Consider the following 19,832-nt stretch of genomic DNA (forward strand, 5'->3'; position numbering starts at 1 on the left):
CAGGGTCGTTCTATAAAAATAGCCTAATCATAGAGGAAAATTTGACCATGACCATAGGGTTTATTGGGTTAGGGGCCATGGGTTCTGCCTTGGCCGAGAGGCTTTTGGCTGCAGGCTATCCTTTAACTGTTTTTAACCGCACACCCGCGCGCTGTCTTCCTCTTGTTCAAAAAGGTGCAAAAGCGGCCAACACCCCCGCAGAATGTGCCAAAAGCAGTGAAATTCTTTTCACTATGGTTAAGGACGATGTCTCCTTACAAAATCTGCTGGAAGGGGAAGACGGGATATATGCCGGCCTGCCCCAACAGTCTACGCATGTTTGTTGCAGTACAATCTCCACGCAACTGGCAGAGACACTTCAGCAGCGCCATACCAAATTGCAGCAATATTTCTTTGCTGCACCCGTTCTTGGCCGCCCCTTAGCGGCACAGACAGGGCAGCTTTATATTCTTGCAGCAGGCCCGGAGATTTTAAAAAATAAACTGCGCCCCTTATTTGAAGTCTTGGGCCAAAAAACTTTTAATTTGGGAGAAAACCCCACCCAGGCCTCTATTGTTAAACTTTCCTTGAACTTTCTTATTCTCTCCACCATAGAACAAATGGCAGAAGTTTTTACCGTTACAGAAAAAATAGGGTTAACCAACCAGCAGGTCTTGGACATTCTGACAGAAAGTTTCTTTGGCTCTCCCGTCTATAAAAATTACGGTCAGTTTATTGTCGATAAAATCTACTTCCAGCCAGATTCATCAAAGCCCGATTCATCAAAAACAGACCCCAAACCCGTTCAGGCCGATGTTGATCTGCTGTATAAGGATATTTCCCTTTTTCTCTCCGCGGGGCAAAATTTACAGACCCCCCTTCCTTTAGCCTCTCTGATTCAGAATCGACTCCTTAGCTGCATCGCCTTGGGCCATGGTCAAAAAGATTTTACCATCATGGCAGAATGTGCACGCACCGATGCTGGCCTTTCCTCGCCCACGTCTTCCTCCCTAGAGGACTAAGAAAGGATACACATCCTTCCAGATAGATCAAATATATTTTAGAGCTTTTGCCTTCCCCCTAGGCCTTCAAGCTGGGCAGCTTCTTCAGTTATGTACACGTTCTTCTGGTGCACAGATTTGCGAAGCCTACATTACAGGAATGGCCGATTCTGTGGCCCTTACAAAGGTTTTTGATAAAAATCAGGGCGATAGCACCGCACCAGCTGGCTTTTGTATTCCAGTTTCCACCACAGGTGTGCAAATGCGCAGTGCTGTGGTCGCGCGGTTGAAAAGCAAAAAGGATCATCTTCATGAACCTGTTGGGGGGCTTGTCTATACTACCCTTCACGAGACTTTCCCTGCAAGGGAGCTGAGGCAAAACCGGCGGAGGGCAATGATCCTTCACAGAGTGGTTTAACCGAATCTAAGGGTCATCAATGAAATCTGGAATTGTCATTTTCCCTGGCACCAACAGGGAAAGGAATATGGCCATCGCCTTAAAAAAAGTTTCCGGTCAAGAATACCCCTGTTCTGCAAGAGACCATGCTTGGTAGGATGTTGACAGATGCAAACTCTTCGGCTGGGGGGCAAAGATTTTTACCCTTGGCTTTGAGGCCTACCTTTTTTACAAAAGCTGAGGATTCTGCAAGAAAAAATGAACAGCCTTTTAGACCCAGCCATTTTGCTATACACTAGGCCTTTATGAATTTTGATGTCTTTATGAATTTTGCTCTCACTCATGGCAAGAAAGGCAATGATCCTTTTACCTTACTTATGAGACGCCCAATTCTAACAGACTTTAACATGCTCTTTTCTGTTTTTCTTGACCCTTAAAAGATACTTCTATGACCCCACCTGTTGATAATACTCCCCTTCCCCCTTCTGGATTCACCCACGAGCAAATCGAAGCCCTTTATTTTAACGCAGCCCGCGAAGGGCAAACAGATTTGCTCGCCGATTTCCTAACCGCTGGCGCAGATCCAAACCGCCAAAATCACGAGGGGTACACACCATTAATTCTAGCAAGCTATCATGGCCACAAAGACTGTTCTGAGCTGCTTTTAAAAAACCAAGCAGACCCCAACGTTCAAGATGCTAAAGGCTCAACAGCCCTTGCCGGAGTAGCCTTTAAAGGTGATATTGACCTTGCCAGGCTGTTGCTTGCCTATGGCGCACAAATCAATCTGCCCAACCATATGGGGCGTACGCCTTTAATGTTTGCGGTCATGTTCGGCAGAACAGAAATGGTCAAATTTCTCATAAAGGAAGGTGCTGACCTAAATCTTCAAGATGGTGAAAAAATGACAGCCCTTCTCCTTGCCGAACGCCAAGGTTATCCAGAAATGGTCAAATTGCTCAAAACGGCAACACCATAAAATTTTGGCAGGATTGTCTCTTTTTTCCGCTGTGTTTTCGCCTATTTTTTTACGCCTTATTTTATTATACCAATACAGCCTGCTTTATATGACTCTTGAAAGCCTCATCTCCTATGTCCGACGCCTTGCAAAAACTCTGGAGCCCGATTGTTCACCAGCTAACACCCTATATCCCTGGTGAACAGCCTAAAACTCACGACCCAATCATCAAGCTTAACACCAATGAATGCCCCTATCCTCCTTCAGAGAAGGTCCTATCGGCCATACGGGATAGAGCCGATGAGGCCTTAAGGCTTTACCCTGATCCTACATCAGAAGAATTACGCCATACAATTGCAACGCTCCATGAAGTTAGCGTACAAAATGTCTTTGTAGGAAATGGCTCTGATGAAGTGCTAGCTTTTACTTTTCAGGCTTTACTCAACCATACAGACCCGCTCCTTATGCCAGATATCACGTATAGTTTTTATCCGGTCTATTGCAAGCTTTACAACATAAACCACAAAAAAATCCCCGTAGGAACAGATTTTTCTATTGATCTTGAAGAGTATAACCAACCTTGTGGAGGGATTGTGTTTGCCAACCCCAATGCCCCAACAGGTCTATTATTGCCACTGGAAAAAATCAGACATATCGCTGAGCGTCAGAGGGAGTGCTGCATTGTTGTTGATGAAGCCTATATTGATTTTGGCGGCCAAAGCGCTGTAAGCCTTTTAAAACAATTCCCGAACATCATTATCATTCGTACATTATCCAAATCCTATGCTTTAGCGGGGTTACGTGTTGGGTATGCTCTGGCTCATCCCACCCTTATTGAGGCTTTAACCCGCATTAAAGATAGTTTTAACTCCTATCCTCTGGACCGGTTAGCCCAAGCAGGCGCAACTGCTGCTCTCAAAGATAGAGAATGGTTTGATATCCATACCAAAAAAATTATGGCTTCCCGTCAGGATTTGTCGGCTGCCCTCTCCCATCTTGGGTTTGAGGTTCTCCCATCCTTTGCCAATTTTGTTTTTGCACGCCATAAACACCAAAAAGCAGCAACCCTGTCCGCGGAACTCAAAAAACGGGGGCTTCTCGTTCGGCATTTTTCCTCTCCCCGCATTGAAAATTTTTTACGGATCAGCATTGGTAGCGAACAAGACTGTAACGCTCTTATTCAGGCCCTAAAAACCATTATTGAACAATAGTTGGTGGTGGGCTATCAGCAGTAAGACCAGCCTGCTCTTCTTGCGTAACCTTTACAGCGACAAGGTAAAGGTTGCCTTGGCATAGCTGTGCCTTATTCCCTTAAAGAGGCGCAGGAAAAACTCCTTAATCTTTACTTCTGCATCTCAGTTAGGCGCGGAAGCATTTTGGCACGAGAACGTAACTCTTGTTCTTCATAGTCAATTTCTTCCATAACAATACTCTCTGTTTCATCGCTAATATAGCGTGCAGTATGTAAGCTACGCAGCTTATTGCGCAAGGCCCTTACCACACTTAACCGCAGGGCTAGTCTTAAACGCCCTCTTTTTAAGGCTTTTTCCTTGACACTGGCAACCGCATCTGGACTGTCATCAAGTTGTTTTTCAAATAAAAGATATTCCTGCAAAAGCGAGGAAACTACCTCCAGGCGCAATTCGTCATTTTCATCAGTTGGTGGACCATCAGCAGTAATGCCAGCCTGCTCTTCTTGCATGACCCTGACAGCGGTTCTCACCATGGTGGCCCGCGTGCTATCAATTTCTTTCTGTAAAGGGCTTCCTTCTTCATTGGTTAAGCCCTTTAGCAGCGGAGGCATTAAAAAGCTTGCAAAGACAATCGAAAGAATAATAACACCTGTCGCTATGGCGATTAGCAGATCGCGGTTTGGAAACCCTTGTATCCCATCGGTTGCAACGGGAAGAGATAATACAGCAGCCAAGGTTACAGCCCCCCTAACCCCTCCTACCGTAATGACCAAAGTACCCCTCAAAGACGGAATAACGGTTTTAAGCCTTCTTATCCGATAGATAAGCCACTTGGTTATGATCACCAACCAAACCCATATTAAACGAAGAAACAGCATCCCAAACAGGACAACGGCAATCACCAGTACTAACTGCCATGAAGTCATGCCTACTTCTTTGGCAACGATAATACCGTTTTGAACGATTTTTGGCAGCTGTAAGCCTAAAAGTACAAAAATAAGGCCATTAAAAAGAAACGTAATCATGTCCCAGACGGTTGTAGCCTGCAGGCGGGTTGTTGATTCAGCTTCCCGCATTACCCCACTAATTTTTATGGTCATTCCCCCAGCGACAGCACCAAGAATGCCTGAACATCCCAAATGCTCTGCCACAAGATAGATAAAAAACGGCATTAAAATAGCCAGAGTTATGCTGGTTGGCCCATTATCTTTATGATAACGGATAATGATCTTCTCTATCTCACTGGCCACATAAGCCATAATAATGCCAATAGCAATTCCACCCAGGGCGATGAATAAAAACTGCCATATGGCTGTTTTAAGCGAAAACATTCCCGTAAAAACAGCCGCCGTTGCAAATTTAAAGCAAACCAAACCCGAAGCATCATTTAAAAGAGATTCCCCTTGCAGGATATGAACAATCCTTCTGGGGGCCTTTCCACTTTCTATCATGCTGCCTACTGCAACGGCATCGGTCGGCGATAAAACCGCAGCAAGGGCAAAACAGGCAGGAAACAGCAAGGTGGGAATGAGCCAATGAATAAAAAAACCACCCCCCAATGTGGCAAAAACAACAAGGCCAATCGCCAGAGTAAGAATAATTCCTCTTAACTCATGAAATTCCCTCATAGGCATGCGGTAGGCATCTGCAAAGAGCAGAGGAGGGATAAAGAGAAGGAGAAAAATATCGGGGTTGAGCGCCATATGCAAGCCAAACACGGCCCCTATTCCGCCAACAGCTATCTGAACAAGAGGAAGGGGAAGAGGAAGGTAAGAAGGAGCGAAGCGCACATAAACATTGCTTAGTGCTGTTACTAATACAAGCAACAGAATCATTAATATATTATGCATAAACCAACTGACTGACCCTGTGTTATACTGAAAGCATTGGCAAAAATTCTTCAATAAACCAATACATAACCCTTAGGTTGTTTTTATAGTATTTTAGAATTTCGACAACATAAAAAAATAAGCCTTCGTAAGCTTGGCACAATATGTCTATATCCTTCCATTGATGAAAGGTACAAATCATAAAACGAATATGCTTTGCCCTACAGGAACAGTCAGTTGGTGTATAGTTACCGTATAAATATATAGGTTCTTAAACATTCAGCCACCCGAAGCGCCTGAACACTGGATGAAAAATAACCGGAATAATATGACAGAAGCAAATCCCTTTGCCTCAGCTTCCACTCTACCTGAAATTGCTTTCGGCTCCAAAGTTGTGCTGCTTTCAAATTTTCTCATAAGCCTGCTTAAAACCCTCTTCATCGAAGACAACGTTAAAACTATGTTGGTTAAAACTGTGTTGAAAGAAAAATATTACATAACACAGGAGTTTTACTCAGTGTTTTTCCTCACTGCTTACAGGCAATGTAATGGCTGTTCACTAGCTGTTCATTGGCCAATATTTGTAGATTTAACCACCTCTGCGCAAACAAAGTCAGTATCATAGGCTATGCTAGGACTGCTCCAATTGATATTCTCATCCTCAGCTTCTGTCTTACCTGTGCATGAGGGTTAAGGGCGGTTTTTTTAAGAACCCTAAAAAAGCTAAAAATGCTTTTTTGATGAAAAGAAATTAAAAAATATATCCCTTCCGGAATGTCTTTCCCATTATAGACATTTCTTACCAGATGCCTGTTTTTATCAAACATCTATTTCCTCGCTAAGCACTGTAAATGGCCTATAACCTTAGGCATATTAAAAAGAATGCCATAACTGGCAACAAAGAGAACTCCTGAGCACTTGCTTGTTTTCTCTCGGTGTTGATTTTTATGTGCCTTTATACTTTTATAGGCCTTTATACAAAGCTTATAATCCTCCAACACTCACTACTTTGGGAATCACTCCTCTGGAAAGTAGAAAACCCCCTGCTCACTTCCCTTTAGGGGCTTGATCTCATTGAACTTGATGAATCTCCACCTTCTGACAACAGTCATCCTGAAATAAGTAAGACTTTTAAAGAAGAAGGCCCCCTTCTTGAAGCCTCTGATCCCAGTGATTGTGAAACATAGACGGTAAAAATGACCTTGACGAAGACCGGCTCTCTTCTCGTGAGACAATCCGCACTTCTTGTTTTTATGTTAAAGAGAACAAGAGAGATATCATTTTCTACTTGACTAGAAGAGCCAAGCGGACCTTCAATACAAAGAAAATGAAATAAACAAACCGAATATCATTCCAAGGCTTATAGGGACCCCTGTGCTGAAACTCTTTCTCAAATTCATTCCTTTTCTTTGCATTCTTACAACATTCTGCCTGGCCACACCGGCTATTCCTGTGCTCTTGTTACCGCAGGCCGTGGCCGCCACTTCCTCAGGGAAAGAGGAAACCGACACGAAAAACCTCTCCCCGCAAGATGCCAAAGAAACTTTGGATATTCTCCGCAACCCCCAAAAACGCGATGAGCTGATAAAAACGCTTTCAACCATCTCCCAGGCTGCCTCCACCGGAAAAGAGCCCGTAGCAGCACCAAGCACGCCGGTACCAAAACCTGCTGCTGAAGCCGAGAAGGTTTCTATTGACCCCGATAGCCTTGGGGGAAGTATTCTCAGCCAGCTTGACGACGTTGGCGATTTCCTCTCCACTCAGTTTTCTTCCTTCATCGCCCTATTTAAAGACCTGGTCTTTGTAGGCTCTTGGTTTACGAGCCAATTAAGCAACCCCGAAGCCCGCAGCACCTTAATTGATACTTTTACACGCTCGGGGATTATATTCCTTGTTGCTCTTTCTGCCGAGCGCCTTCTTTTTCTTGCCATACGCAAGCCTGTAAGAAAAATTGCCGAAAAAGCATCGTATAAGGAAATTTCTTCTATCACCACCTCTTCCCTTAGAGACCTCTCCTCTTCCGAGGAAGAGAATCCCGAGGAGACCTCCAAGGAGAATGAAACCCCAGACCTACGCAACAAAGATGCTAAAAAACAGCATGAAGTTATGCGCTTTATGCGAAGAATCCCCTATGCTTTCCTGCATCTTTTTTTAAAGTTGCTGCCTGTCGTCTGTTTTGCAGCTATTGGCTACCTCGGCGGAGAATTTCTGACCAAAACGGTACAAGGGCATAGCGCCATAGTAACACTGACCACAGCCTATACCGTAGCGCGCTTGCTTTACCTTGCTGTAGAAGTCGTTTTTACCCCTAAAGCGCCCTCTATTCGCCTTGCTTCTGCATCAGATGAAACGGCAAAGCTTATAATGAACTGGTGGGCCCTCCTGGTGGCAGCCCCCCTTATTACTTACACCTTGCTGGAGCTGGGTGCAGTGTTCCACCTTAGTCCACGCGGGACTAAGGCTATTATTCGTATTGTCATTTTAATCGAACATATCTTACTGGCTATTTTCATATGGCGGATCCGCAAACCAGTCGCCAACTTATTGCGCCCTCCTAAGAAAATGACCAATAAACCTTTCTGGAATTTTCTCGGAAAGCTTATTAACCTATGGTGGGTTCCTGCGATTGTCTTTGATATCGGCTTATGGATTATTTGGGTTACCAATAGACGTGATGGTTATAGTAAAATGTGGTGGGCCACCATTGCCACCATCACTATTATTGGTATAGCCCGCTTGGTTACCGTAATTATTTTGGGAAAAATTGACCACGTGCTTCAAGCTTTAGCACCCCTTGATAACGAAGGCCCCAGCATTCAACAGCGCATTAACAATTATTACCCCCATATTCGCAAAATCATCTCCTGGTTTATTATTGTTATAGCAGCCATTATTATTGGGCAAGCCTGGGGCCTTTCCACTTTTAAGTTCCTTCTTACCACCCCATTAGGGCAAAACCTGATCTATTCTGTTACGGTTATCCTTATTGCGATAATTGTGGGGATCTTAATTTGGGAAAGTGTCAACTTCTCTCTTGAGAAAAAAATCTCTCAAACCACAACGCCCGAAGATGAAATACGGGCTACACGGCTTAAAACTCTCTTACCTATTATTCGTACCATTCTGTTTATAGGCCTGAGTATCATATTGCTGCTGACTGGACTTTCACAGATTGGAATTAACATTACACCCCTTCTGGCAGGTGCCAGTATTTTGGGTGTGGCCATCTCTTTTGGTTCGCAAAAATTGGTGCAGGATTTTATTACCGGCTTTTTCCTATTGGTGGAAAACGCTATTCAGGTAGGGGATTCTATTACCGCTGCGGGCGTCAGTGGTACGGTTGAGCACCTTTCCATAAGAACTTTAAAGTTACGAGCCACCGATGGGTCCTTGCAAATTATTCCCTTCTCTGCGGTGGGATCTGTGATTAATCAATCACGTGATTTTTCTGTGGCTGTCCTCTCACTCGCCATTGACCGTTCTGAAGATGCCCAAAAAGTTTGCGCCCTTATTACAGACACAGGCAACAGTTTAGCACATGATGATTCGCCTGTTAAAAACCTTTTATTGGGAGATTTTATTCTCAATGGTGTTGATACTATTGATGAATATAGCATGACCATTACGGGCTCTATCCGCTGCACAGCCAATAATCGTGCCATCATAACACGAGAATTTAACCTTAGGCTTCAAAAACGCCTGGAGGAAGAACATATCCGCACTCCCCGTGCCTTACGAGGCATAACCAATATCCCCCATCAAACCCTAGATGTAACAATGACGACTGCCAAGACCACCCCTCCCTCAGAAGAAAGCCCCAAGGCATGAGCACGCCTAGCCCTGATTCTTTTTCTCTTATTAAAAACGAAACCCAAACCATAGAACAAGAAGGTTTTGGTTTTATTGCAGCCAAAACCATGGCCTCCATTCTGGGAGAGGCCGTATTAAAGCATTGGGGTATCTTTGCTGAGAGCTGGGACAATCTAGGCGATGATCGTTACATGGCTGATGCGGGGCGTTACCGTCGGCGGAAATACGCTGTATTTGCCGTTGATGCAAATACCATCACCCGCAAACCCCACCAACCCCATTACCAAAGCCGAGACTATAACCCGCTTAATGGGGATATAGAACGCTGGTTTGCCCCTATGGATGAAAGCACTCTTGCCAACCCAGTTTTTATAGTCCTGATGCAATGGGCACGCGCAACCATTACCCATCTAACCCCCAAGGATTTCATACCACAAACATGGCATGCTGAGATCCATCAGTTCCGTATCGAAGCCAACCAGCAATTTCAGGGTAAACCTACTCCAGAGGGCATGCACAGGGATGGCGTAGACTGGGTATTTGTGGTGATGATTAACAGAAAAAACATAGAGGAAGGCACCACCATTATTCTGGATATCCAAAGGCAACCCTTAGGCTCTTTTACCTTGCTTAACCCACTGGATACCGTCATTGTCAATGATAACAGGGTTTTCCATGGTGTAACCCCCATCAAGCCGCAAGATCAAAACCACCCAGCCTACCGCGATGTTCTGGTCTTAACCTTCCGCCATCAATAACCCCTATCCTGTCCCCCCTACACCCGAAACCAACGCCCCATAACCAGCACCTTGGGTTCCCCCACTATGCTTTTTACTTCTCAGGCCTTTTTACTCGGGTTTCTCCCTTTTGCTCTTCTCTGCCACTATCTCAGCTTTCGCTGGAGAAGAACAAACCAGATCGTCATTATCGCCGTTTCCTTTTTTTTCTATGGTTTATGGAATTGGGCATATGTTCCTTTACTGGCAGGTTTGGGAGTGATGAACTGGGTTCTTGCGCGTTATGTTCTACGATCTGGCTACAAAAAATGGCTTATGCTTGGAATTGCCTTTAACCTGTTGGTGTTGTGTTATTTTAAATACACAAATTTTCTGGCCAGTATTTTAAACACCATAACTCACTCATCCCTTGGGCCTTGGCCAATTATTCTCCCGTTGGGAATTTCTTTTTTTATTTTCCAAAAAATCTCTTACCTTGCTGACCTGCACCATGGGGACCGCCATTCCTATTCACTCCTTGATTTTATGGAGTTCATCTCCTTCTTCCCCCAACTCGTCGCTGGCCCACTGGTTCGCCATAACGAGCTTATCCCCCAATTTTCAAACCCCCAACGCTATGCCACTCTATGGAAAAATACCGCCCAGGGGATTTTATTATTGACCATAGGCCTTGTAAAAAAAGCAGGACTTGCAGACGAGCTGGGAAAGATCAGCAACCCTTTATTTAACCTTGCCACACAGGGCCATGCTTTGGGAACATCCGCCGCCTGGTATGCCGCCATAAGTTACAGCTTACAAATCTATTTCGATTTTTCGGGCTATTCTGACATGGCTATCGGCCTTGCCCTGCTCTTTGGCCTAAAACTGCCATATAATTTCAACGCACCCTACCGGGCCACATCCCTAAGGGATTTTTGGCAAAGATGGCATATGACACTCTCTCGTTTTCTAAGGGATTATATCTACATCCCCTTGGGAGGAAACCGTAAGGGGCTTACTTGCCAATGCCTTAATCTGCTTATTACCATGGCATTAGGAGGATTATGGCATGGCGCTGGCTGGACCTTTATCCTATGGGGGTTTCTGCATGGGTTTGGCCTTTGTATCAACCACTTCTCAAAAACGCTTAAGCTGCCCGTTCCCTCGTTTTTAGGTTGGGGGCTAACCACGATATTTCTTCTCATCACCTGGGTTTTCTTTAGAGCGACTGATGTATCTTCCGCATGGCAAATCCTTCACAACATGGTTTATTATACCTCTTCAGCAGGATTTAAATTTCATCACACGGGGCTTTTAACCCTCGCATGTGCCATAGCCCTTATCGGCCCTTCAAGCCAGAATTTTGTCAATGGGCTTTCTGCACCTTCTCCGTGGATGGCCTGCGTCACTGCCATTATTTTTATTCTCTTTATATTTATGGTTGGAGGGCGCATCCAAGATGCCTTCATCTACTTCCAATTCTGATTCCCCCACCGCTCTCCCCGCTGCCTTTAACGTGGGCCCTCCTCCCGAAGAACGATTTATCAGGAATAAAACCAACCCATGGAAATCTTTTGTCAGGATTTTTCTACTCTGGGCAGCAAGTTTATTGGCTTTGCTTTACGGTTTTATCATTCTTATTGACCCGTGGGGAATGTTACCTTATGCCCCCAATTTTCAGCGCATTCCTATAAGCTCAAACGCCAGATACAGCCTTCCCATGCTGGCTACCACTCCAGCATTCGATACCGCCTTTTTTGGAACCTCGACCAGTAGGCTTTTGGAACCTTTGCAATTCAATAGCCTATTCTCCACGCATGCCGTTAATTTATCCATGAATAGTGCAACACCTTGGGAAACCTACAAGATGTTCAACCTGTTCCTCTATCATCATCCTCAACCAAAGGCTATTGTCATTGGGCTGGATGCCTCATGGTGCATGGCCACGAAACCTGGTGAGGGGAAAATCTCCCGCCCATTTCCTGCCTGGATGTATTCTTCCCAACGATGGAAAGGCTATTTCTCCATGGCCAACATGTATAGCTTGCAAGAGGCTTTTAACCAGTTTTTATGGCTGATTGGAGCGAAAAAGCAGGAATATGGCCTTGATGGCTATACCCGTTTTGTACCACCTGAATCCCACTATAATCCCAAGCGTGTTGATCAACTTTTTGCTGAATGGGCTCCTGTGGATAACAGACTAACCTCCGGTGAAAAGATAGATACACCCAGTGTAAATTATTATTTTCCAAAAATTTTGGCAACCCTTCCCCCAACAACGTTGGTGATCGTCTGGTTTCCTCCATTCTCGGCAGAGTTCATGGGGAGAAAGGGAAGCTGGGTCAACGAAAAATGGCAATCTTGCAAAAATAAAGCTGTCTCAGAACTTCTCAAACGCCCTCATACCCTTGTGGTTGACTTTGCCTACCCAAACCCGTGGACCCAAACCCGAAAAAGCTTTTGGGATCCCATTCACTACCGTGTTCCCATTGCTAGAGACATCGTCCATGTTTTCCATACTGCAAGACAGAGCAATACTAGTTTTCAGCCTTCTACCCTCTCTTTGCCAGGACGAGTTCTTCTGAACGTTCCATAACCCTAAAACTATCATCGTCTCAAGAAATACCCTCCTTACCAGTAAGGCCCATCAAAGAGCTAATGGGCCTTACAAAACAATAGAATAAGCCAATATTTATTTTTGAGATTTGGTCATAAACTGGTCTTTTCCATAAATGAACCAAGTAATAACGATGCAAGCTACATAAAATACCAGGAAGATCTTTAAAGCTCCTGCTGGAGAACCTGTTAAACTTAAAGAATAGCTAAAGGCTTTGGGAATAAAAAAGCCCCCTATGGCGCCAATGGCGGAAATAAACCCAAGAGCCGAAGCGGTATCGGTTATAGCAACCCGGTTGGCCTCGTTATCACTACCCCCTTTATTTTTAATACGGTAGAACGTAAATCTACGAAAAACAACTGCAATCATTTGGAAAGCAGAACCACTTCCCAAGCCTGCTGTTAAAAATAGCAGCATGAAAATAGTAAAGAACGCCGCAAAAGAGCCCCCTTCTCCACCGCTAGGCAATGTAAAGAAAACCGCAATGGTCAGAAAGACCATGATAATAAAATTAGTCCCTGTAACCCTTACACCCCCAAATCGATCAGCCATCACCCCCCCTACTGAGCGAGCCAAAGCTCCCAATAAAGGGCCAATAAAAACATACTGAAGAACCGAAACTTCGGGAAACTGGGTTTTGGTGAGCATGGCAAAGCCTGCAGAAAACCCAATAAAAGAGCCAAAGGTTGAAAGGTAGAGAATGCTGAGTATCCACATATGCTTTTGCCATAAAATGGGGATCATCTCAGAAAAGGAGGCCTTGCTAGTGGCAAGGTCATTCATGCCGAACCAGGCAGCCAAAGAAGCCACAACGAGAAAGGGGATCCAAATCCAGGCTGCATTTTCCATCCACAAGACCGACCCATTGGACTGCGGCACACCTTCTCCCCCCAAAAAGGAAAACAAGCCATAACTGATCGCAAGTGGAACCACAAATTGCATTACACTTACCCCCAGATTGCCCAAGCCCCCATTAATACCTAGAGCACTCCCCTGTTTGGCCTTTGGAAAGAAAAAACTGATGTTGGACATACTGGAAGCAAAATTCGCTCCCCCCAACCCACATAGCAAGGCAATGGCTGCAAAAGAATAAAGAGATGTCTCCTTATTCTGCACAGCAAACCCTAGCCACAGACACGGGATTATCAGAAAAGCCGTGCTATAGGCTGTCCAACGTCGGCCCCCAAAGATAGGGATCGCAAAAGAATAAGGAACCCGCAGTACCGCCCCTGTAATAGAAGGCAAAGCGGTAAGCAAAAACAACTGCTGATTGGTAAAATTAAAACCAACAGCATTTAACCTTACGGTTACCGCGCTAAACAACATCCATACACAAAAGGCCAAAAATAGGCAGAAAACAGAAATCCATAAATTACGGCTAGCCACCTTATGGCCCTGTGTTTCCCAAAATACAGGATCTTCCGGGTTCCATACTTTTATTGACCCAGAAGATTTCTGGCTCGGGCCTGAACTGGATGTTTGACTCATATTTTATAGACCTCTTGGCGCTTCTATTGATTATTAAAAAATTCTTATGAACCCAGAAAGGCATATAACAACCCATTCTGAGCTTAGGTTTTTGATTTCTCTGTTGATGAGAGACGTTATAGTTAATTTAGATACGTTATACTTAAATTTTTACGTTACACTTAAATTCTAAAAGTTTTTCTGCATGATTAAGATTAAATTTGTTTTACAAAACTATAATTTTTAACGCGTGGAATTGTAGAAATGCGCTCATGCGCCCTGTTTTTCAAAAAATAGAGCAACATCCTAAACAGATATATGATCTATATCAAACCCAAGAGAATTACTACTGGCTGTTTTGCGTCATACTCATACATTCCCCAGCTTCCTCAAAAGAAGGATCAAGACATGAATCCGCCAGTTTTTCCTTTATCGAGTAGTAGGGAGCGCCTGCGCTAATGGGAGATAACCCCTAATTCGGGCTCCTCATCATTATCAATATCCATATTTAAAGGCCTTAACCGCGCAGCAATCACCATAGCAATACTTCCTAACAGCATGGTCACAGCCATAGGAATAACCGAATGAACAGGCAGTTTGCCAATAATAAACCCTGCTACCGCCCCAAGAACATATTGTAGGGTTCCAATAAAGGCCGCTGCACTCCCAGCAAAACGTGGGTGATTAGCCAAAGCGCCAACCATGGCGTTGGGGCCAATCATTCCCGTAGTCGCCAAGGTTAACAAAAGAAAGACGACAAAGGCAATCATAACGCCTCCATGGAGGGGGATCTGTTCTAACTCAACAATGATTGCAAGAATAGTTAAGATCAGTGTGCCGACCATGGCTAAAAAAGTTGATAGGCTTAACAGTTTTCGGGATCCCACGCGGCTCACCAACATACCATTTAATTGAGAGGCCCCAATCATGCCCACAGCAAACAGCCCAAACATCATACCGAATTGGGCAGGCGTTAATCCAAACAGGTGCATAAATACGGCGGGTGCTGCTGAAAGATAGGTAAAGGAGACAAAGGCACTAAAACCACTAATGACAGAATGGGAAATAAAACCCCTATCCTTGCACAAGGTTATATACCGCCCCAAAAATGCTGAAATAGGTAAAAATACCCTTTTCTCTACTATGAGCGTTTCAGGAAGCACCCGCCAAATCATGAAAATACAGACCATTCCATACACAGCCGATGCCCAAAAAATGGCACGCCATGTCGTCACATGTAAAACCAAACCGCCAAGTGTGGGAGCAAGAATGGGAACAATCCCCATAATAAGAACCAATTGGGACATCATTTTAGAGGCCATATTACCCCGAACAATATCTCTTACGGCTGCGCTTGGCACTACCAAACTAGCCGATGCCCCTAACGAGGCAAAAAACCTAAACACAGAAAATACCACAATATTAGGGGCCATAGCACACCCAATAGAAGAAAGGGTATAAATCACTGTGCCAATCAGCATGGGCCCACGCCTACCAAAACGGTCTGAAAGAGGCCCAAGGGTAATCTGCCCAATGGCCAACCCTACAAACCACACAGAAAGTGTAAATTGGGCTGAACCAGGCAAACCATGAAGGCCTTTTTCCAGCTGAGGGAAAGCAGGAAGGTAAATATCTGTAGAAACAGGACCAACCGCCGTTAAAATCCCTAGGATAACAGGCATCCATCGAGAGGGTAAGGATGGGCTATAAATGGCCTTGGTTGTTGAATTTATATTCATGCTTCCAAAACTGACCTTACAGACCCAATGCCTTACCCATTCCAGGGGGAACCATAAAGCCTGTCATTGAAATTCTACACTGTAAACGAAATCATCTCCCCAACGATCCCTTAAAAAAGCAGTAAAACCCTCGGCGCTGCTCTTATCCGTGCTGCTCTTAAAAGCATTTGTTCCACATATGCCTACAAATCTGTCAAAAACAAGGTCGTATCGTGGTTTTTATTGAAAGGGAAAGGGATTATTCTTTATTTTGTTGGGCTTAGATTTAGCCCGATTAGCCTGTAAGACGAAAACGCCGGCAATGATGGATAAAACGAGCAAAATAGCACTGATGATAAGGCGAACATTATTCCCAACCTGTATGCCACTCCCCAAAAGCACAAAAATAACCGTTTGAGGGAGGCTTCCTATCAGGGTTGCCCAAATGAAGGAAGCCATAGGCACATGACTAAGGCCAGAGGCCACATTAACAGCCAGAGCAGAACCTACGGGCATAAGCCTTAAACCTAAAACGGAAAAAAAGGGAGAAGAGGTAAAATACTCATGCACTTTACGAATCCTGGCCGCAAATGGACCCTTCCGGCGGAGCAGTTTTTGAATTTTTTCACGGCCAATCCAGCGTGCCCACATAAAGGCCAACACAGAACCCACTAAGGTAATCAAGGTTGCAAAGGCTATTCCAAAAACTACCCCATATAAAAAGCCAGCTACAAAACATACAGCCTGTCGTGGCAGCCCGACAGAACAGATTAAAATCCCAATCCCCAAAAATAACCCCTTGCCCCACACACCCTGAAAAATGGCTTTATGCTGAAGGATATCCATTAAAAAATGGCTCTGTTGAACTATCAAGCCAATTCCTAACAGCGTTCCAACCAAAACAACCGTTTGCACAATAAAGGAAAAAGCTGGAAACCTTTCTTTGAGGCATTGTGTAAGGGAACTAAAACCTGTTTTTTTCACATAATCATTCCATAAAGCCAAACCTTCAATTGAAGGCTATACCGCTATCGCAACCCGCAAACCTCTTGTTTCTTTAAGAACAAAAAGCCTATTTCTATCATGAAACCTGTTAGGTATATTTCTGCAAATACACTATAATCCTTTTTAAAGCCACAGCCCTTATAAGGTCATAAATTTCTATTTCTTACGTCTTTCTCCTTCTCATCGGTTCTCATCGGCACTTTTTAACAAACAGCAGATATCCTCTTATGAAACAGCCTATTGAAGATTATAGCCCTGTCGCAGCATGCAAACCTCTTGTTTCTTTAAGGGCCAGAAAGCCTATTTTTATATGGCTGCTTACTCTTGCGGGGATGTTACTGGGCATGATCTCCCTTGGCGGAGCGACACGATTAACAGGATCGGGCCTTTCCATTATGGAATGGAACCCTATCCAAGGCATTATCCCACCACTTTCGCATGCGGAATGGGAAAGGCTATTTGCCCTTTATAAAACCATCCCCCAGTATAAAATTCTTCATAATGGATTTAGTCTTCATGATTTTCAGACCATCTTCTGGCTGGAGTGGATTCACCGGTTCTGGGGACGACTGATGGGGTTTGCCCTGGTTCTTCCCCTCATTTATTTCATTTACAAGAAAATGGTTACCGTCCGACTTGCTTTAATTCTTGGTGGACTCTTTGTTCTCGGGGGGCTTCAAGGGCTGATCGGCTGGTTTATGGTGGCCTCTGGCTTTAACCCAAACAGTACCGCAGTAGCGCCCGTACGCCTGGTATTACACCTGCTTTTTGCCCTTCTCCTTTATGCAGCCCTATTATGGACAGCTTTTAGCACCTATTGGCCAAAACAGCCCCTTCAACAGAGCTATAAAACCCGTTCCTCCCTTCTTTTGGCCGGTGCCTGGTTTTGCCTGCTGCTCCTCACACTTACCATCATTGCCGGGGGGCTAACAGCTGGCACCCATGCAGGTTTTATTTTTAACGAATTTCCCCTTATGGGCGGCTCCCTAATCCCAGCGGACTATGCTCATCTCCATCCTTTTTGGAGAAATGGACTGGAAAATACGGCTGCTGTGCAATTCAACCACCGCCTCCTTGCCACATTTTGCAGTTTGGCTATTCTTACCCTCATTTTCTGTGGCCTTAAAAAAAGGCTGGAAAGACACACCCAAATCTCTTTTATTCTTCTTGGCTGGGCGATTATCCTGCAGTATAGCCTAGGCATAACAACCTTGTTACTCGTAGTCCCCGTATGGGCAGGAACCTTGCACCAAACATGGGCAGCGATTGTTTTAGGGCTTCTCTTGTTTGTTATTTATCAACTCCACCTTAAACCCTTGCAGATTTCAACCCTTGCAGAACAGAAAAGCGAATAACATATAACGAGATATTGACCCTATAGATTTTTCGATTGCTGGGTTTTTTAAATTCTTACGTCCACTCTTCCAGTTCTGGTCTGATTCTTGCTCGGAGCATCTTCTACAATGTCTTCATCATCAAAACATCTTAACGCCCTGGCCGAAACCGATCATATTTTTTTTAACCCTGCAAACACACCCCTTTCATTAAATGAGGCGGAGCAGATTGTCTCACAAGCACTCACCAATATGGAAGATGGTGAGCTTTTTCTAGAATATAGCGAAAGCGAAGTCATTGCTCTTGACGAAGGAATTATCCGCTCGGCTTCCTTTAACAGTTCAAAAGGTTTTGGGCTACGGGCCGTAACAGGCGATGAGAGTGGCTATGCCCATTCAGATGAAATTAGCAAAGCAGCCCTTGAGCGAGCTGCCAATACCCTTACACCTATCCAGAAAAGGGACTCTTCCTTTTCGGCTTCACCTACCAAAACCAACCATGCCCTTTATCGCCCCGATAACCCATTAAAAGAGCAGGATTTTTCAGAACGGGCTGCAACCCTCTCTGAAATTGATCTCTATGCACGAGCAGCAAACCCCCATGTTGTGCAGGTCAGCGCATCGCTGACCTCTCATTGGCAGGCTGTGCAGATTATCCGTCCAGATGGCCAGCGCACGGCCGATATACGGCCTCTAGTAAGGCTGAATGTCTCCATTGTTATTGAAAAAAATGGCCGACGCGAGGATGGTTCCTTTGGCTGTGGTGGACGCTACCCACTCAGCCGCCTTTTAAACAAAAAAACATGGAAACATGCCGTTAATGAAGCCCTGAGACAAGCTAAAGTTAACATGGAGAGTATTGCCGCGCCAGCCGGGGAAATGGCCGTTGTTCTGGGCGCGGGCTGGCCTGGTATTTTACTTCATGAAGCTGTAGGGCATGGCCTGGAGGGGGATTTTAATCGCAAAAAAACCTCAGCCTTTGCAGAGATGGTAGGCAAAAGAGTGGCTGCTCCAGGGGTCACTATTGTGGATGATGGCACATTACCTGACTGCCGCGGCAGTTTGAATATTGACGATGAAGGCACCCCTACAAACCGCACTGTGATGATCGAAGATGGCATTCTCACCGGATTTATTCAGGATCGACTGAATGCTCGGCTTATGAACACCCATTCCACAGGCAATGGTCGGCGTCAATCCTATGCTTACCCACCTATGCCGCGGATGACCAATACCATTATGCTTGCAGGAAACGCCACCACGGAAGAGATGATCAGCTCAACCAAGAAGGGCCTTTATGCCGTTAATTTTGGGGGTGGCCAAGTCGATATCACCTCGGGGAAATTTGTCTTTGCAGCCTCTGAAGCCTATATGATCGAAAACGGTAAAATTACCAGACCCGTCAAAGGAGCAACCCTGATAGGGGATGGCCCCAGCGTATTAACCAAGGTCAGTATGATTGGGAATAATATGGCCCTTGACCCTGGGATTGGCACCTGTGGAAAGGCAGGCCAAGGAGTGCCGGTTGGGGTTGGCCAGCCCACCCTTAAAATTACGGGAATTACAGTGGGCGGCACAAGCCAAAGCTAAAAGCCCTTTTAAAAAAGGAAAGATTATCGTCTCATAGGCTATGCATAAAAAAATTTTCTATTTAAACTTTTGCCCAACGTTTTAACCGCCCAGCGTTTTAACCAATGACCCAGTTTACCAAAATCAGGGGTCATACCCTGGGCTAAAAGAGAGTTTCAGCTATTTTGATGGTTTAGCGAGACCCTTTTTCATTCTTCTTTTCGTTCTCTTATTTTTTT

The 19,832-nt window shown here is 44.8% G+C and carries 15 protein-coding genes and 1 pseudogene; 12 read left to right on the top strand and 4 right to left on the bottom strand.

The annotated features are described in order from the left end of the window. Positions 1–47 precede the first annotated feature (47 nt). The 5 genes and pseudogenes from JGUZn3_RS01130 (at position 48) to hisC (ending at position 3,546) form a co-directional block, all read left to right on the top strand. Positions 48–1,001 carry an NAD(P)-dependent oxidoreductase gene (locus JGUZn3_RS01130; RefSeq protein ID WP_203413958.1) on the top strand — a complete coding sequence of 318 codons (954 nt, stop codon included), beginning with the start codon at positions 48–50 and terminating at the stop codon, positions 999–1,001. A 31-nt stretch (positions 1,002–1,032) separates the two neighbouring features. After that, complete coding sequence (locus tag JGUZn3_RS01135) at positions 1,033–1,398, top strand: Rap1a/Tai family immunity protein (RefSeq protein WP_275402860.1); 366 nt, start codon at positions 1,033–1,035, stop codon at positions 1,396–1,398. A gap of 19 nt (positions 1,399–1,417) precedes the next feature. After that, a pseudogene (locus JGUZn3_RS12230) lies at positions 1,418–1,498 on the top strand (phosphoribosylformylglycinamidine synthase subunit PurQ); the annotation flags it as partial. Positions 1,499–1,825: 327 nt separating this feature from the next. Further along, entirely contained in the window at positions 1,826–2,356 is a 531-nt protein-coding gene (locus tag JGUZn3_RS01140) for an ankyrin repeat domain-containing protein (RefSeq protein WP_203413960.1), read from the top strand. 125 nt (positions 2,357–2,481) lie between these two features. After that, the gene (gene hisC / locus JGUZn3_RS01145) at positions 2,482–3,546 is read left to right on the top strand and encodes a histidinol-phosphate transaminase (protein ID WP_203414733.1); all 1,065 of its coding nucleotides are present in this window, start codon (positions 2,482–2,484) and stop codon (positions 3,544–3,546) included. 131 nt (positions 3,547–3,677) lie between these two features. On the opposite strand, the gene JGUZn3_RS01150 is transcribed toward hisC, so the two are convergent. Next, on the bottom strand, positions 3,678–5,378 hold the full coding sequence (locus JGUZn3_RS01150; RefSeq protein ID WP_203413961.1) for a Na+/H+ antiporter: 1,701 nt from the start codon (positions 5,376–5,378) through the stop codon (positions 3,678–3,680). Between the two features lie 307 nt (positions 5,379–5,685). Here JGUZn3_RS01150 and JGUZn3_RS01155 point away from each other — a divergent pair, with 307 nt between their 5' ends. The 5 genes from JGUZn3_RS01155 to JGUZn3_RS01175 all read left to right on the top strand — a co-directional run bounded on the left by JGUZn3_RS01155 (position 5,686) and on the right by JGUZn3_RS01175 (position 12,479). Then, on the top strand, positions 5,686–5,982 hold the full coding sequence (locus tag JGUZn3_RS01155; protein ID WP_203413962.1) for a hypothetical protein: 297 nt from the start codon (positions 5,686–5,688) through the stop codon (positions 5,980–5,982). Positions 5,983–6,731: 749 nt separating this feature from the next. Further along, positions 6,732–9,185, top strand: coding sequence for a mechanosensitive ion channel domain-containing protein (locus tag JGUZn3_RS01160; protein WP_203413963.1), 2,454 nt, complete (start codon positions 6,732–6,734; stop codon positions 9,183–9,185). Then, positions 9,182–9,925 (top strand): 2OG-Fe dioxygenase family protein, encoded by a 744-nt coding sequence (locus JGUZn3_RS01165; protein WP_203413964.1) that lies wholly within the window; start codon positions 9,182–9,184, stop codon positions 9,923–9,925. The genes JGUZn3_RS01160 and JGUZn3_RS01165 overlap by 4 nt, the downstream gene beginning before the upstream one ends. 66 nt (positions 9,926–9,991) lie before the next feature. After that, positions 9,992–11,368: an MBOAT family O-acyltransferase gene (locus JGUZn3_RS01170; RefSeq protein ID WP_203413965.1), complete on the top strand. Its 1,377-nt coding sequence runs from the start codon at positions 9,992–9,994 to the stop codon at positions 11,366–11,368. Next, positions 11,343–12,479 (top strand): hypothetical protein, encoded by a 1,137-nt coding sequence (locus tag JGUZn3_RS01175; RefSeq protein ID WP_203413966.1) that lies wholly within the window; start codon positions 11,343–11,345, stop codon positions 12,477–12,479. Before JGUZn3_RS01170 ends, JGUZn3_RS01175 begins: the two co-directional genes overlap by 26 nt. Positions 12,480–12,575: 96 nt before the next feature. On the opposite strand, the gene JGUZn3_RS01180 is transcribed toward JGUZn3_RS01175, so the two are convergent. The 3 genes from JGUZn3_RS01180 to JGUZn3_RS01190 all read right to left on the bottom strand — a co-directional run bounded on the left by JGUZn3_RS01180 (position 12,576) and on the right by JGUZn3_RS01190 (position 16,669). Further along, positions 12,576–13,988 carry a NarK family nitrate/nitrite MFS transporter gene (locus tag JGUZn3_RS01180; RefSeq protein WP_203413967.1) on the bottom strand — a complete coding sequence of 471 codons (1,413 nt, stop codon included), beginning with the start codon at positions 13,986–13,988 and terminating at the stop codon, positions 12,576–12,578. A 434-nt stretch (positions 13,989–14,422) separates the two neighbouring features. Continuing rightward, entirely contained in the window at positions 14,423–15,706 is a 1,284-nt protein-coding gene (locus tag JGUZn3_RS01185; protein ID WP_203413968.1) for a multidrug effflux MFS transporter, read from the bottom strand. 219 nt (positions 15,707–15,925) lie between these two features. Then, positions 15,926–16,669 carry a TVP38/TMEM64 family protein gene (locus JGUZn3_RS01190; protein WP_203413969.1) on the bottom strand — a complete coding sequence of 248 codons (744 nt, stop codon included), beginning with the start codon at positions 16,667–16,669 and terminating at the stop codon, positions 15,926–15,928. 353 nt (positions 16,670–17,022) lie between these two features. On the opposite strand from JGUZn3_RS01190, the gene JGUZn3_RS01195 reads away from it, so the two are divergent. Together JGUZn3_RS01195 and tldD are read left to right on the top strand one after the other, a co-directional pair. Next, positions 17,023–18,045 (top strand): COX15/CtaA family protein, encoded by a 1,023-nt coding sequence (locus JGUZn3_RS01195; RefSeq protein WP_238996920.1) that lies wholly within the window; start codon positions 17,023–17,025, stop codon positions 18,043–18,045. Between the two features lie 108 nt (positions 18,046–18,153). After that, positions 18,154–19,614, top strand: a complete 1,461-nt coding sequence (gene tldD / locus JGUZn3_RS01200) for a metalloprotease TldD (protein ID WP_203413971.1) — start codon at positions 18,154–18,156, stop codon at positions 19,612–19,614. Positions 19,615–19,832: the final 218 nt, after the last annotated feature.

This window comes from Entomobacter blattae, from assembly GCF_014672835.1.
Classification (GTDB): Bacteria; Pseudomonadota; Alphaproteobacteria; order Acetobacterales; family Acetobacteraceae; genus Entomobacter; species Entomobacter blattae.